At 66.4% G+C, this 15,096-nt stretch carries 16 protein-coding genes; 6 read left to right on the top strand and 10 right to left on the bottom strand.

The annotated features are described in order from the left end of the window. Positions 1-78 precede the first annotated feature (78 nt). From RU01_RS05135 to RU01_RS05120, 4 genes are all read right to left on the bottom strand, one after another. Positions 79-873 (bottom strand): DNA/RNA non-specific endonuclease, encoded by a 795-nt coding sequence (locus RU01_RS05135; protein WP_042573451.1) that lies wholly within the window; start codon positions 871-873, stop codon positions 79-81. A 143-nt stretch (positions 874-1,016) separates the two neighbouring features. Continuing rightward, entirely contained in the window at positions 1,017-2,522 is a 1,506-nt protein-coding gene (locus RU01_RS05130) for a tripartite tricarboxylate transporter permease (protein WP_042573450.1), read from the bottom strand. After that, entirely contained in the window at positions 2,522-3,070 is a 549-nt protein-coding gene (locus RU01_RS05125; protein WP_042573449.1) for a tripartite tricarboxylate transporter TctB family protein, read from the bottom strand. The genes RU01_RS05130 and RU01_RS05125 overlap by 1 nt, the downstream gene beginning before the upstream one ends. Next, the gene (locus tag RU01_RS05120) at positions 3,067-4,050 is read right to left on the bottom strand and encodes a Bug family tripartite tricarboxylate transporter substrate binding protein (RefSeq protein ID WP_042573448.1); all 984 of its coding nucleotides are present in this window, start codon (positions 4,048-4,050) and stop codon (positions 3,067-3,069) included. Before RU01_RS05120 ends, RU01_RS05125 begins: the two co-directional genes overlap by 4 nt. Before the next feature lie 176 nt (positions 4,051-4,226). On the opposite strand from RU01_RS05120, the gene RU01_RS05115 reads away from it, so the two are divergent. Then, the gene (locus RU01_RS05115) at positions 4,227-4,613 is read left to right on the top strand and encodes a universal stress protein (protein ID WP_042573553.1); all 387 of its coding nucleotides are present in this window, start codon (positions 4,227-4,229) and stop codon (positions 4,611-4,613) included. 24 nt (positions 4,614-4,637) lie between these two features. On the opposite strand, the gene RU01_RS05110 is transcribed toward RU01_RS05115, so the two are convergent. Both RU01_RS05110 and RU01_RS05105 read right to left on the bottom strand, forming a co-directional pair. Then, positions 4,638-5,309, bottom strand: coding sequence for an SDR family oxidoreductase (locus RU01_RS05110; RefSeq protein ID WP_042573447.1), 672 nt, complete (start codon positions 5,307-5,309; stop codon positions 4,638-4,640). 9 nt (positions 5,310-5,318) lie between these two features. Next, a complete protein-coding gene (locus tag RU01_RS05105) occupies positions 5,319-5,780 on the bottom strand; it encodes a MarR family winged helix-turn-helix transcriptional regulator (RefSeq protein ID WP_042573446.1) in 462 nt (153 codons plus the stop codon). Between the two features lie 97 nt (positions 5,781-5,877). Here RU01_RS05105 and RU01_RS05100 point away from each other — a divergent pair, with 97 nt between their 5' ends. From RU01_RS05100 to RU01_RS05090, 3 genes are read left to right on the top strand one after another with little or no spacing between them, the layout of a single operon-like run. Beyond that, positions 5,878-6,390, top strand: coding sequence for a VOC family protein (locus tag RU01_RS05100; protein WP_042573445.1), 513 nt, complete (start codon positions 5,878-5,880; stop codon positions 6,388-6,390). A gap of 36 nt (positions 6,391-6,426) precedes the next feature. Then, entirely contained in the window at positions 6,427-7,026 is a 600-nt protein-coding gene (gene wrbA, locus RU01_RS05095; RefSeq protein ID WP_042573444.1) for an NAD(P)H:quinone oxidoreductase, read from the top strand. Between the two features lie 29 nt (positions 7,027-7,055). Continuing rightward, complete coding sequence (locus tag RU01_RS05090; RefSeq protein ID WP_042573443.1) at positions 7,056-7,838, top strand: pirin family protein; 783 nt, start codon at positions 7,056-7,058, stop codon at positions 7,836-7,838. Here the strand turns inward: RU01_RS05090 and RU01_RS05085 are convergent, their stop codons facing one another. From RU01_RS05085 to RU01_RS05075, 3 genes are all read right to left on the bottom strand, one after another. Next, a complete protein-coding gene (locus RU01_RS05085; RefSeq protein WP_042573442.1) occupies positions 7,839-9,254 on the bottom strand; it encodes an amino acid permease in 1,416 nt (471 codons plus the stop codon). A 22-nt stretch (positions 9,255-9,276) separates the two neighbouring features. Beyond that, positions 9,277-10,215, bottom strand: coding sequence for a universal stress protein (locus RU01_RS05080; protein ID WP_156148795.1), 939 nt, complete (start codon positions 10,213-10,215; stop codon positions 9,277-9,279). 80 nt (positions 10,216-10,295) lie between these two features. Further along, on the bottom strand, positions 10,296-10,916 hold the full coding sequence (locus RU01_RS05075; protein ID WP_042573441.1) for an NAD(P)H-dependent oxidoreductase: 621 nt from the start codon (positions 10,914-10,916) through the stop codon (positions 10,296-10,298). A gap of 102 nt (positions 10,917-11,018) precedes the next feature. On the opposite strand from RU01_RS05075, the gene RU01_RS05070 reads away from it, so the two are divergent. Continuing rightward, entirely contained in the window at positions 11,019-11,603 is a 585-nt protein-coding gene (locus tag RU01_RS05070; protein WP_042573440.1) for a TetR/AcrR family transcriptional regulator, read from the top strand. Between the two features lie 67 nt (positions 11,604-11,670). Then, on the top strand, positions 11,671-13,008 hold the full coding sequence (gene ggh / locus RU01_RS05065; protein WP_042573439.1) for a glucosylglycerate hydrolase: 1,338 nt from the start codon (positions 11,671-11,673) through the stop codon (positions 13,006-13,008). A 3-nt stretch (positions 13,009-13,011) separates the two neighbouring features. Here ggh and RU01_RS05060 read toward each other — a convergent pair whose 3' ends face one another. Next, complete coding sequence (locus RU01_RS05060) at positions 13,012-15,057, bottom strand: PhoX family protein (protein ID WP_442970459.1); 2,046 nt, start codon at positions 15,055-15,057, stop codon at positions 13,012-13,014. Positions 15,058-15,096: the final 39 nt, after the last annotated feature.

Here is a 15,096-nt window from a genome sequence, read left to right as displayed (position 1 = left end):
TACGCCGATAATGTCGTGATTCTGCTGGTCGCCACGACAGTATGGACGTACTCGCCGGGGGGACGAGGGCTGACAGGGTCACCACACCAGGTCGTCGGCCCTCTCGATCTCGCGCCACTCCACGGGCCGGACGCCGGGAACGAGCGCGAGGCGATCCGCAGCCGTCAGATCCGCCATCGCCAGACCGGTTGCGGCGGCGATGTCGGCGACGGGCACCTGATACGTGCGGTACGCCCCGAGCGGAGGGATGTCGCGGGCCAGGACGCCGCGTTCGAGGATGGGCGCCAACGACTCCGACTGATCCAGCACGTAGCCGGTCGCGGCCGGCACGTCGTCCTGCCACCAGGCCGCGATCTTGAAGAAGCGCCGAGGGATGGCGATGCCGCGGTACACCGGATCGTCGTCGGCGAAGATGCAGCCGCTGAACACGGAGATCTTCTGTCCGTACTCCCGTGCGTGCTCGAGCACGTAGTCCTCGAGGCCCAACCACAGTTCCTTGGACTGGTTGAGGGTCGCCGTCTGCGGTCCGCACACGGTGTAGTGGAAGGTGTCCTCGTTGGCCTGCTCCGCGACGTCGCGCGTGCCCCACACGGGATCGCGTCGTCGTACGAGGTGCCCGCGGTCGATGTCGTTGTTCGCGTACAACTCCGGGCCCGCCTGCTGCGTCGTCGGCAGGCGGGGATCGAGCCGCCAGTCGTCCCCGCGCTCGACGTCACGCAGGGCTGCGCCGTCGATGTTCACCGCGGTGACCGCGGCGAGGCGCCGCGAGGTATCCATCGACACCGAGAAGTGCGTGTACGTGAGGGTGGTCAGCGCCGGCCTCGTCGGGATCGGCAGTGCCGTGGCGGACAGGAAGACCTCGTCGTAACCCATGCCGTCATTCAGCCACGGCTGTGTGACACGGGGGTGAACACCAAAGAACCCCCCGCGAGTACGTCCGAACTGTCGTGATCGACACCTGCATCACGACATTATGGACGTACTCGCCGGGGGGGTCAGGGGTGAAGCAAAGTGCTCTAGAAGTCCACCTTCGCGCGCGACCGCACCTTGGTCACGATGGAGAAGACCACCGCGATCACCATCAGCGTGTACAGGACGACGGTGATGCCACTGCCGACGAGGATCGAGACGTCGCCTTCGCTGACGGCCAGGGCTCGTCGCAGCGAATCCTCGGCGAGTGGCCCGAGGATCACGGCAATGAGGACCGGCGCCAGTGGAATTCCGAAGCGGCGCAACATGAATCCGATGATGCCGAGTCCGAGCATGGCGATCAGATCCACGATCGAGGCGCTCACCGCGTAGACACCCAGCGAGGCGAACACGGTGATGCCGGCGTACAGGTAGTTCTTGGGGATCTTGAGCAGCTGCGCCCACAGCGGGGCGAACGGTAGATTCAGGATCAACAGGACGACCATGCCGACGAAGAGGCTGGCGAGCAGCGCCCAGACGACCTCACCGTTGCGCTCGAACAGCAACGGTCCCGGTTGGATCCCGTACTGCTGGAACGCTGCGAGGAGGATCGCTGCCGTCGCCGATGTGGGGAGTCCGAGAGCGAGAAGCGCACCCATGGCGGTGCCGGCCGTGGAGTTGCCGGCGGCTTCCGGCCCGGCCACACCGCGGATCGCGCCCTTACCGAACATCGGGTTCTTGCTACGACGGTCCAACCGACGCTCGGTGCCGTAGGCCAGGAAGCTCGGCACCTCGGCGCCGCCGGCGGGGATGATGCCGAAGGGGACACCGAATGCGGTGCCGCGCAACCACGCCGGCATCGCTTCGCGGAACTCCGCCTTGCTCAGGAAGGGTCGACCCTTCGACGGGATCAGCGTGGTGTCGTCGGGCTTGCCGATCTTCGAGGCGATGAAGATGACCTCACCGAGGGCGAGCATCGCGACCGTGATGACCACCACGGAGATGCCGTCGAACAATGCCGGCACCTCGAAGGTGAAACGCGATGCGCCGGAGGGCCCGTCGATGCCGATGACGGCGAGCGTCAAGCCGATCAGCAATGCGCTCAGACCCTTGAGGACGGAGTCGGACACCACCGCCGACGTCGCGATGAACGCGAACACCGCCAGGGCGAAGTACTCCGCGGGCCCGAAGTTCGTGGCCAGGTCGGCGAGCGTCGGGGCGAAGAACACCACGAGGGTGGTGGCGATGATGCCGCCGATGAAGGCACCGATGGCGGAGGTGGCCAACGCTTGTGGGGCACGGCCGTTCTTCGCCATGCGGTGCCCCTCGAACGTCCCTGCGATCGCAGTGCTGTTGCCAGGGGTGTTCATGAGGATGCCGGAGATCGAGTCACCGAACAGGCCGCCGAAGTAGACGCCGGCGAACATGATCAACGCGGAGGTGGGCTCGAGGGTGAACGTCACGGGCAGGAGCAGCGCGACGGCCATGGCCGATCCGAGGCCCGGGAGGACACCCACCGCTGTGCCGAGCAGGGCGCCGACGACGACCCACACGATGTTCATGGGCGTCAGGGCGGTTCCGAAGCCGTCGAGGAGGTTGGAGAACGCGTCCATCAGAACACCGCCGCGAGGATGCCGCCGGGCAGTGTGAGCCCCAGTCCGCCGGAGAAGACCAACTGGACGACGGACGACATGACGAGCGCCACGCCGGCGTCGAAGACGTACCGGGTGCCGCCGAGTCCGATCGAAACGCCCCAGAACAGGAGAGCGCCGGCAAGAACCCACCCGAGCGGATTCAGCAGGGCGATGAACAGGACGATCGAACCGACCGTGATGCCGACGGAGCGCCAGTTCGACAAGGTGCCGGTGTTGGGCGCACCGGTCTCGTCGACCCCGAGGTCGAGCTCGTCCGGAGTACGCAGCAGCTGGACCGCGACGAGCACGGCGATCACGAAGCACAGTCCCGCAATGATGGCCGGGAACACCTGCGGGCCGGGCGATGTCGCGGTGTCGGGCACGTCCATGGTGACGGTGCCGTAGACCAGGAACAGGCCGAGGGCGACGAGAAGCCCCGACACCACCAGTCCACTTCGACCGTGGAGAAAACCACGATCGACATCGGGTGGCGACTCCACCCGGGTGGTCGAAACGCTCTCGCTCATACCAGCCCTAACTCTCGGAGGATGTCGGTGATGCGGGTCTGTTCGACCTCGAGGAACTCACCGAAGTCGTCCCCGGTGACGAAGGAAGGCTTCCATCGGTTGCGCTCGATGGCTGTATCCCACTGTGCGGTCTCCTGCATCTCGGTGACGATCTCGATCAGCGTCTGCCTGTCGGTGTCCGAGATTCCGGGAGGTGCGACGAATCCACGCCAGTTGACGAGGTCGACGTCGTACCCGAGTTCCTTGAAGGTCGGGGTGTCGATCCCCTCGACCGGCTCGGGTGCCGCCACCGCGAGGGCACGGACGTTCCCGGATTCGATCTGGTCACGGAAGTCGTTGTATCCGCTGACGGCGATGCCGACGGTGTTGGACAACAGCGAGGTCAGCACCTCACCACCGCCCGAGAACGCGATGTAGTTGATCGCTGCCGGATCGATGTCGACCTGTTGCGCCAACTGGCCGGAGACGATGTGGTCGATACCGCCGAGTGACCCGCCGCCGATGGGGAGACCACCGGGGTTGGCTCGCCAGGCGGTGATGAAGTCCTCGAGGTCCTGGTACGGGGAGTCTCGTGGCACGACGAATACCTCGAAGTCCTCGGCCATCTTGGCGATGGGCACGGTGTCCTGCAGCGTGATGTCCGAGTCGTTGATCGCGATACCACCGAGCATGACCGTGCCGGTCACCATGACCGTCGTCGACTGGCCGGTGAGGTTCTCGAGCTGGCTGAGCCCGATGGTCCCGCCGGCTCCGGGGACATTGACAACCTGGGCGTTGTTCACGATGCCGTCGGAACGCAGTGCTTGCTGCGACTCACGTGCCACCAGGTCCCACCCGCCTCCCGCTGCGGCGGGAGCGATCAAGGTCAACTTGGCGCGGGCGTCGGATCCACTGGCGCTGCCGGCCGCGTCGATACCGGCGAGCGCGACGACGGCGACGACAGCGACGACGCCGACCGCGCGTTTCACTGTGATCTGCATGGGCGCAATAACTTGGGAGTGGTTTCGGTCACAGCAGGAGGCTAGGGTCCCCGTGTCCGAATAGTCCAGGAAATCCGAATTGTGGCCATAGTGTGCACGGACATAAACCGCGAAACGTACCTCGCGGCGGCGGAACTTCGGTGAACCTGGAGTCTCCCGAGGTGAAAGGCACCGTCATGACCGTTGCAGTAGCGATGAATTCGACACCCGAGGGCCGTGAGGCTCTTGCTCAGGGACAGGCGGAGGCGACGCTGAGGGGCACCGATCTCGTCGTCCTGTCGGTGATCGATGCCGACTCGGTCACCACCGCCCACCGCGACGCAGCCGAGGCGCAGGCACGTCAGGTGCTGGGAGAGAACTCGTTCACGGTGCGCGTCGAACCCGACGGCGGCGATCCGGCGGGGGCTCTGGTCGATCTGGTCTCGGATGTCGGTGCGACGCTGGTGATCATCGGATCACGGCGCCGAAGCGCAGTCGGAAAGTTCCTGACCGGCAGTACCGTTCAGCGCGTGCTCCTCGACAGCCCGGTCCCCGTGCTGGTGGTGAAGGCGACCGAGCACTGAGTCACGAGTAAACCGAATCTCGCATCACCAGGGGCGGAGAACGATCTCCGTCGGGTGCGCGTCGCGGGGGGTGTCGACGGCCTGGCGTACCGCGCGAGCGACCGTGTCGACGGCCAGGAACTTCGAGCCGTCGTACTCCCCACCCTCGGTCTCGACGATCGCGCGTTGCATGTCGGTATCGATGCGGCCGGGGTGAAGGGACGTGACGCGCAGGGACGGTTCCTCGAGTCGCAGCGCGTCACCGAACGCGCGCAACGCGAACTTGCTCGCGGCATAGGCGCCCCATCCGGCATTGGCCTTGATGCCGGCGCCCGAGTTGATCAGAACAATGTGACCGCCTGCCGCGCGCAACGCCGGTAGCAGGAGGCGGGTCAGCTCGGCGACGGCGAACACATTGGCCTCGAAGGTGTGCCGCCACGCGCTCCCGGTCAATGATTCGATGGTGCCCAGCTCGGCTACCCCGGCATTGTGGACGAGGACGTCGAGCGAGGTGATGCCGGCGGTGGCTGCCGCGAGGGCATCCGCGTCGGTCAGGTCCACCGGCCACGCGGTGGCGCTGATGAGTTCGTCCGCGATCCCCGCGACCGAGTCCGGCGTCGATCCTCCGACCAGGACGTCGTGATCGGTGGACAGCAGTCGGGCGATGCCCGCGCCGAGTCCGCGACTTGCTCCGGTGACGAGTGCAGTACGTGCCATGAGCCCAGACTAGGCGTCGGTACCGCGCTGGATGTGGGTGCGCATGGCGGAGTAGACCCGGACGAATGTGTCGACGTCGTCGTCGGTGAGAACGTCGAACATCGAGGTCCGGACCGCTTCCACGTGTCCAGGGCTGGACTCTTCGAGCTTCTTCATGCCCGCATCTGTGAGTTCTGCCAACATCCCACGTCGATCGTCCTCACATTCCACACGGACGACCCAACCGGCGTCGACGAGTCGGGTGATGGCGCGGGTCACGCCGCTGCGGGTCGTGGTCACGGCGTCGGCGAGGGCGCGCATGCGCATCTGGCGATCGGGCGCCTCGGACAGCACCACGAGCAACTCGAAGTCGGTGAACGAGATGCCGGAGTCGCGCGTCAGCTGTCGGTCGAGGGTCTGCATGAGCAGCCGTGTCGCATCGAGGTACGAACGCCATGCGCGCTGTTCGTCGTCCGCAAGCCATCGAGTCATGGGACGAGTTTACTCCAACTGGTTGACAGCGCAATTATCTGCGCTAGTGTTCTCGGTAGTTGACGACGCAACGAACAACCGATCGAAGGCGGAGACGATGAGCATCACAGCGGACGAGCAGAAGCGATCAGACGAGTTCGAGGCCCAGCGTGAGCGCCTGCGCGGCCTGCACCTCCAGCCCGCCGAGTCCCGGCCGACCTCCTCGGCCCGCGGACTGCACCACACAGCGTTGATCAGCAGCGACGTCGAGCAGACCATTCTGTTCTACCAGGGCGTCCTGGAGTTTCCGCTGACCGAGCTGATCGAGAACCGCGACTACCCCGGGTCGTCGCACTTCTTCTTCGACATCGGCAACAGCAACCTGCTCGCGTTCTTCGACTTCCCCGGACTCGACGTGGGCCCGTACCAGGAGGTCCTGGGCGGGTTGCACCACGTGGCCATCAGTGTCGACCCCGAGCGGTGGGACCACCTGCGCGCCAAGCTCACCGACGCCGGTGTCGAGCTCACCGAGCACAGCGGAGTCTCCATCTACTTCCGCGATCCCGACGGTGCTCGCCTCGAATTGATCGCCGACCCGCTCGGCGAGATGTACGGCCATCACGTTCTCTGAGCACGATCCGAAGATCTGACGACGAAAGGCACTCTCATGACCAAGCTTGCGATTCTCTACTACTCCTCCACCGGCCACGGCACGACGATGGCGGCCGAACTCGAGAAGGCCGCTCAGGCAGCCGGCGCCGAGGTCCGCGTGCGCCACATCGCCGAGACCCGCGATCCGGCCACGTTCGCCGAGAACCCGGCATGGAGCGCCAACTACGAAGCGACCAAGGATCTTCCGGCCGCGACCGGTGACGACATCGTGTGGGCCGACGGCGTGATCTTCGGATCGCCTACCCGCTTCGGCAGCGTCGCCGCTCCGTTCCAGACGTTTTTCGACACCCTCGGTGGTCTGTGGGCGCAGGGCAAGCTCGCCGACAAGGCGTACGCGGCGTTCACGTCGAGCCAGACCGCACACGGCGGCCAGGAGACGACGATCGTCAACCTGTACACCTCGCTGATGCACTTCGGCGGCGTGCTCGTTCCCCCCGGCTACACCGACGGCCTGAAGTTCGCCGACGGCAACCCGTACGGCGTCAGCCATGTCACGGGCCCCGACAACCAGAACGAGCTCGACGACGCGACCCGCGCCGCACTCGGTCATCTCGCCACTCGCGTCGTCACCGTCGCGGGCAAACTCGCGCAGTAACACCCCACTCGTTCGAAGGGACCTTTCCCATGACGACTTCCACAGCTCCCGAACTCGACGTCCGTCGCTCGGAGGATCGGGACGCCACGAACATCGGCTGGCTCGATTCGCATCATTCGTTCTCGTTCGGTCAGCACTACGATCCCACCAACACCCACCACGGCGTGTTGATGGTGAACAACGACGACATCGTCGATGCGGGAACAGGATTCGACACGCATCCGCACCGCGACATGGAGATCGTCACGTGGGTCCTGCAAGGCTCTCTCGTACACCAGGATTCGATCGGCCACAACGGCCTGATCTACCCGGGTCTGGCCCAGCGCATGAGTGCCGGCACCGGAATCCTGCACTCGGAGAAGAACGACTCGTGGCGGCTGGCGTCGACGGAGAACCCGTCGGCGAAGCACCGGGAACCGGTCCACTTCGTCCAGATGTGGGTCGTTCCGGACGAGGCCGGGATCACCCCGGGGTACGAGCAGCTCGAGATCGACGACGAATTGCTCTCCGGTGGACTGGTTCCGGTGGCGTCGGGCATGGATGCCTACAAGGACCACTCGGCGATCCGCATCAAGAACAAGTACGCCGCGATGCACGTCGCGCGGCTGCGTGCGGACACGCCCGCGCAGAAGCTGCCCGACGCTCCCTTCCTGCACGTGTTCGTCGCGCGCGGTGAAGCATCGCTCGAGGGCGTCGGGCTGCTCTCCGAGGGAGACGCCGTGCGCATCAAGGGCGGGGGCGGACAGAGCTTGTCGACGACGTCCGCCGCCGAGGTCATCGTGTGGGAGATGCACGCGACCATCGGCCGCTGATCAGGTCTGCAGCGCCGATCGCTTCCGCGAGTACGTGAAGTAGAGAAGCGACGTCGCGGACAGCCACACCGCGAAGAGGATCCACGTCTGGATGTGCAGTGTGCTGATCAGGTAGAGGCACGCGCAGATGGACAGGATGGGCAGTACCGGATAGAGCGGGACGGTGAAACCCCGCTCGATGTCCGGCTCGCGTCGACGCAGGATGATCACGCCGGCGGACACGACGATGAAGGCCACGAGCGTTCCCATCGACACCAGGTCCGCCAGGAAGTCCAGGGGAAGGAAGCCCGCCAGCAGGGCGACGAAGAAGGCCACGATGATCGTGTTCTTCACCGGCGCCAGGCTGCGCGGGCTCACCTGTGAGAAGACCCCCGGGATCAATCCGTCCCGACTCATCGCGAACAGGATGCGCGTCTGCCCGTACAGCGTGACCAGGGTGACCGAGAAGATGGACACGACGGCGCCCGCCGACAGCACGATGGACGGCCAGCTGGAACCGGTGACGTACTGCAGGATTTCCGCCAGTCCTGCTTCCTGGCCTTCGAACTCGGTGTACTTCTGTGCCCCGATCGCCGACATCGTCACCAGCAGGTAGATCACCGTGACCACGACGAGCGCGCTGATCAGTGCGATCGGCAGCGTCCGCCTCGGATTCTTCACTTCCTCACCGGCGGTGGACACGGCGTCGAGGCCGATGAACGAGAAGAAGATCAGGCCCGACGCGGCGCCGACGCCGGCAACCCCGAACGGGGCGAACGGGGCGAGATTCTCGGCACTGAAACCGGTGAAGCCGACAATGGCGAACATCGCGAGGATGCCGATCTTGATGACGACCATGACCGCGTTGGCCCGCGCGGACTCACTGGTTCCGCGAATGAGCAGAACGGCGCACAGGCCGACCAGCACGATGGCCGGTAAGTTCACCCCGAAGCCCTCGCCGCCGCCGGGCGCATGCGACAACACGTCCGGGATACGCACTCCCACAGTGCGATCGAGCAGATCGTTGAGATACTGCGACCACAGAACCGAGACGGCCGCCGTCGACACGCCGTATTCCAAGACCAGGCAGGCGCCGACGAGGATCGCGACGAACTCACCGATGGTGGTGTACGTGTAGGTGTAGGTCGATCCCGAGGCAGGTATGGACGACGCCAATTCGGCATAACACAACGCCGTCAGACCGGCGGTGATCGCGGCGATGACGAACGAAAAGATCACGGCCGGCCCCGCCACCGGGACAGCGGACGAGAAGATGAAGAAGATGCCGGTACCGACCGTCGACCCGACACCGATGCAGGTCAGCTGGAACGTGGTGATCGACCTCTTCAGACGTCCTTCACCCGACGACTCCAACGCCGTGATGTCGCTGATCGATTTGCGCCGCAACAGGCCCGAGCCGGTACCGGAATCGCTCATGTTTCCTCCAACGCAGACAGGGTCACCGAGCCAGCCGGCTTCCTCGGGGAACGACCAGCACCGGAACGGGACTGTGTCGCACGATTTTCGACGCCGTCGACCCCAGGAAGACTCGCGCGAGAGGTCCGAGGCGCGACGATCCCAACACCAGGAGATCGCCCGACCCCAGTGAGACAGAGTCGATGACGTGCCGCCAGTCGCCGCCCGAGCCCACGGCGCACGTGGGTCGCAGGGACGGGTAGGCGGCAGTGACATCGGAGGCAGCGGACTCGAGCAGTCCACTCGCCTGCTCGCGCCACTGCGATGTCACCATGTCCTCGGCGTCGTAGCCGCCGAACGGCGGGTACGTGGTCGACCGGCGGGGCGCGAAGGCGACCAGGTGGAGGTCGACATTCCATCGGACGGCCAGCGCTGCCGCCGAGTACAGCGCATCCTTGGACTCGGCGGTGCCGGTGTAGGCGCACGACAGGCGCGAGAACGGCTCGGACACCGCACGGGCCCCCGACGGCGCGAGGGCGAGCGGGACGTTCGAGGAATGCAGAAGCGCCTCGCTGGTACTGCCCGGGGTGAAGCGGCCGTCAGGCCCGTCCGACGACCCCAGTGCGACGAGGTCCGCGTGGTACTTGGCCGCGGCATCGGTGAGCGCGGTGGATTCGGCGGCGTTCTCGGTGAAGAAGGCGGCCGGTGATCCGAGGTCGGCGGGAGTGAGAACGTCGGCCATGGCGGCGTTCGCGCTGCGGGCCGAGTTGTTGCCCTGCTCCACGAGCCAGCGTCGATACTCGGCATCGACCGGGGCCATCGACGGAAACGGCCAGGTACGAGGCAACACTGTGCACGCGCGCACGGTCATCGAGGCGCCGGCGGCACGCGCCGTGGCAGCCATTCGAGCGGTGAGCGCCAACGCGTCGTGGCCGGAGTCGTCCGGTAACCACCCGACCAATGCGGACAAAGCGGTTGTCACACCACCACCCCCGACCGTTCGCGGAAAGATACTCGGGCTCAGTATGAGACCGACGCAGTACTTTTCGCAGCCCGACTCGGCTACACAGGCTGACCCGCGGTGTCGCGACGTGCCGTCCGGACAGCGGTCGACACGGCCTCGACTGCCGCAGTGACATCCCGGGCAACCTCCGCACGGGGGCGGCTCTCGGCGTCGAACACGTATTCACTGGCGCCGGCGCGGGCACCGCAGTACCCGATGATGCCGACACGCATCTGAGTGTCGATCGCAGAGTCGTACCCACGCTTGCGGTATCCGGCGGCATCCTCGCCGCCCACCATCAGGAGGTGGACCGTCAAGCCTCCCAACTTGCGTGTCATCGGCGTCGTCGTGTCGTCGAACGCCCAGCCGTTGACGAACACCCGATCCACCCACCCTTTGAGCATCGCCGGCATCGACCACCAGTAGACGGGGAACAGCAGGACGAGGTGGTCCGCGCGATCGATACGTCGCTGCTCGGCCGCGATGTCGTCCGGTAGTGGTCCCTCTGCGCGATAGCGTCGCCGGTCGGCAAGCGTGAATCGCGGATCGAATCCCTCTGCGTGCAGATCGGCGACGTCCACGTCGTGACCGTCCTCCGACAGCGCGTCGACGAGACGGTCCGCGACCGCTCGGGTCAGTGAGTGTTCGTCCGGGTGGGCGACGACGACGAGAGTGCGCACGGGAAGATCCCTTCGTGGAGGTGCATTGGTTACCATCAGTAGGTTACCAACAGTAGGTTACTGTCGGTAGGTCACGTCGGCAAGGAATTCGGGGGTACAGGAATGGCACGAGCACGAATGGCTCGGGAGGACAGGCGGAGCCAGTTGGTGGACCTCGCCTGGGCGATCGTGCGCGAACAAGGTGCCGACGCCTTGACGCTGGGTCACCTCGCCGAGGCCGCGGGGGTGACCAAACCTGTTGTCTACGATCACTTTCCATCACGGTCGGCTCTGTTGGTGGCCTTGTTCGAAGAGTACGACGCGCGCCAGAGCGTCGCCCTCGACGCAGCGGTCGCCGCCGTGCCCGCCGACTCGGTGGACGGGTGCGCGCGTGCGCTCGCCGTCTCACACATCGAGTGCGTCACCCAGCACGGTCGAGAACTCGCCGGCGTCGCCGCGGCCCTCGAGGGTTCCGCCGAGATGGCGGACTACAAGAGGCGCGCGGACCGCGCGTACGCCGAACGATGTGAACGGATTCTGGCACCCCACGTCACCGGCGGCGCGATCTCGACTGCTGCGATCATCGCCATGCTGGGTGCCGCCGACGCGGTGTCGGCGGCCGCCGCGGACGGCAGTGTCGACATCGCGGACGCCTACGACGAACTGACCGCGGTCGTCGTGTCGGTGGTGGAGCGCGCGCGGAGGTAAGGCGGACGAACCACCCGATCCGACCCGCACCCTGCAGGATGTCGACCCCCGACGGATGATGTCTCACATGGCCGCCCCCGGATTCACACCCACCCAGCTCGCAGCCCGGGCCGCCTACCTCCTGCGCGGCAACGATCTGGGCACCATGACCAGCGCCGCGCCCCGGCTGTACCCGCACATGTGGAGTTGGGATGCGGCGTTCGTGTCCGTCGGCCTGGCTCCGCTGAGTGTCGAGCGCGCGGTGGTCGAACTGGACACGTTGCTGTCCGCGCAGTGGTCGAACGGGATGATTCCGCACATCGTGTTCGCCAGCGGTGTCGACGGGTACTTCCCCGGGCCCGCGCGCTGGCAGGTCAGCGACCTGGCCGCACACGCCCCGATCGGTGTCCACACGTCGGGCATCACGCAACCGCCCGTGCATGCGATCGCCGTGCAACGAGTCCTCGACCACGCTCGACGCCGTGGACGGACCACGCGGCAGGTCGCCGGCGAGTTCCTCGATCGCCGCTGGCCGGACCTGGTGCGCTGGCACCGGTGGCTCGCGCACGCGCGGGACCAGGACGGCACCGGCCGCATCACGCTGCACCACGGGTGGGAGTCCGGCATGGACAACTCACCGCGGTGGGACAAGGCGTACTCCAAGGTCATCCCGGGTGTCGTGCCCCCGTACCTGCGGGAGGACACCTCCATCGTCACCGACTCGTCGCAACGCCCCAGCGATGTCGAGTACGACCGCTACCTGTGGTTGCTCGAAGAGATGAAGTTGGCGAACTACGACGACGTCGCCATGCACGCCGGTATGAGTTTCGCCGTGGAGGACGTCTTCGTCAGCGCGATCTTCGCCGTCGCGTGCGATGTCCTCGCCACCATCGGCGAGGACCACTCCCGACCGCATGCCGACGTCCGGGAGTTGCGCGGGTGGGCCGACCACTTCCGCGCCGGAGTCGTCGCGACGACGGACCCCCGATCCGGCGCGGCTCGGGACCGCGACGTGCGTTCGGGCGAGTGGATCAAGACCGACACGATGGCGATGTTCGCGCCGCTGCTGTGCGGCGGGCTGCCCCGCGACACCGAGCGCGCCCTGCTCCGGTTGTTCGAGGGACCGCGATTCTGCGGCCACCCCGATTTCGCGTACGCCGTGCCCCCGTCCACGTCGCCCATCTCCCGCGACTTCCGGGCCAGGGAGTACTGGCGCGGGCCGGTGTGGCCCGTCATCACATGGCTGTTCTCCTGGGCCTTCGCCCGACGCGGATGGTCCGAGCGCTCGGCGATGCTGCGCGAGGAAGGCCTTCGTCAGGCCGGCGACGGCAGCTTCGCCGAGTACTACGAACCGTTCACCGGCGAGCCGCTGGGCAGCATGCAGCAGTCGTGGACAGCTGCCAGCGTGCTCGACTGGCTCGGCTGAGCGTCAGACCTTCCACACCGCCACGACCGACGGCCTGGGCTGCGACGATCCACCGTCCGGCCAGTGGGAGGCGGGCGCGTCGGCGCTGGCGTCGTCCTCCTCGCCCGGGTGCTGGACGCTGACGACGACGCGCTGCTCCTGCACGATGGGACCGCACGTCTCGGCGCCCTTGGGCACGGTGAGGAACTGCTTGGTCTGCCCGCGCCGCTCGCCGTCCAGGACGACGGAGAACAGTCCGTCGTTGGAGTCGAGGGCATTGCCGTCGGTCGAGATCCACAGGTTGCCGTCGGGATCGAAGGCCAGGTTGTCGGGGCACGAGATGGGGCTTACCTGAGTCTTGTCGAAGCCGCCGAAGTAGGTGTCGGCGGCTGACGGGTCACCACAGACCAGCAGAAGGTTCCACGTGAAACTGGTGCCGGCGTGGTCGTCGTCGAGTTCGAGCACCTGCCCGTTCTTGTTCTTGTCGCGCGGGTTGGCCTCGTCGGCGCCCGCCTTGCCCTCGGTACCGCGGTTCGAGTTGTTCGTCAGGGCGACGTACACCTTGCCCGTGACCGGGTTGGGCTCGAAGTCCTCGGGCCGGTCCATCTTGGTGGCGCCGACCTTGTCACCCGCGAGTCGTGTGAAGACCGCGACTTCTTCCGCGGACATGCCGTCGACGAGCGACTCGCCCTTCCCGTCCTCGCCGGTGCGCAGCAGGGGGATCCACTCACCCTTGCCGGCGAACTGCCCCGTGGTGGGGAGCTTGCCGCTGCCGTCGATCTGGTCGGGAGCGTCGCCGGAGAGCTTCGCGACATACAGGGTGCCGGCGTCGAGAAGTGTCACGTTGGACCGCAGCGCGGCAGCACCACTGCCCTGCATCATCTTTCGCGACGAGACGAACTTGTACATGTAGTCGAACCGCTCGTCGTCACCGCTGTAGGCCACGACGGTTCCGTCGTCGGTGACGTGGATGGTGGCGGCCTCGTGCTTGAAGCGGCCGAGCGCGGTGTGCTTGATGGGCGCGGCCGTGGGATCCCACGGGTTGACCTCGACGACCCACCCGAAGCGATTCACCTCGTTCGGCTCCTGCGCCAGATCGAATCGCTTGTCGAACCGCTCCCACTTACGCTCGGACGCAGCACCTTCGACGCCGTAGCGCGCCAGGCGGGCGGCGGCGACCGGATCGGTGACGCTCTCGGCGTTGGCGAAGTACTGGTTGATGTTCTCCTCGCCGGACAACACGGTGCCCCAGGGGGTCACTCCACCCGAGCAGTTGTTGAACGTGCCGAAGACCTTGGTGCCCGTCGGATCCGCCGACGTCTTGAGGAAATCGCTGCCGGCCGCCGGACCGGTGACGACGAACTCGGTGGACCCGGTGATACGGCGGTTGTAGCGACCCATCTGCGGAGTGAGCTTGCCCGAGCCGTTCTCTCCGGCGACCTGTACGACCGAAAGACCATGGGCGGCAATGCCGATGGCGACCTGCTCGGCGGTGGGGTTCTCGGCGTCGTAACCCTTGAAGAGGAACGGCTCGGTGGTGTACTCGTGATTGACCACCAGGAGGTAGTCGGTCGAGGACCCGTCGATAGGCAGCAGACCGGCGAAGTCGTTGTTGAACCCGAACTGCTTCTCCTGCGCCGCCGAGGTCTGGTTGTCGAAGTCGAATGCCGGCGCGCCCTCGACGACCGGATCGCCCCAGCGGATCACGACGGCCTGCTCGTAGCCCTCCGGGACGACGACCGCGTCCTCGGTGTTCGGTGCGACGGCGGTGAAGTCGAGGCCGCGCGGTTCCGGAGTGGGGGTGGCCGACGCCGTGGTGGCTGTTCCCTCATCGCCCGTCCCGCACGCGGCGAGCGCGCTGGTGGCACCGACGGCCAGCACGGCCATCGCTCCGCCGCGCAGGATGCCGCGACGCGTCATCGCGGTCTTGACGATGTCGCCGAAGTATTCACTGCTCGACGTGTTCGGCACCTCGTGGAAGCAGGCGTCACCGCACTTGTACTTACACGTCAGCGACGATCGGGAGGACGAACCGTCGTGCTGATGGGAGACGATCAGGGGCAGCGGAATCGTGGTCACCGCACGACCGTAGGAGTGCCGAGCAAAAGG

The organism is Rhodococcus sp. MEB064 (genome assembly GCF_000834565.1).
GTDB lineage: Bacteria > Actinomycetota > Actinomycetes > Mycobacteriales > Mycobacteriaceae > Rhodococcoides.
The sequence above is the reverse complement of the archived record's forward strand: the minus strand, read 5'-3'. Positions and strand labels throughout refer to the sequence as shown.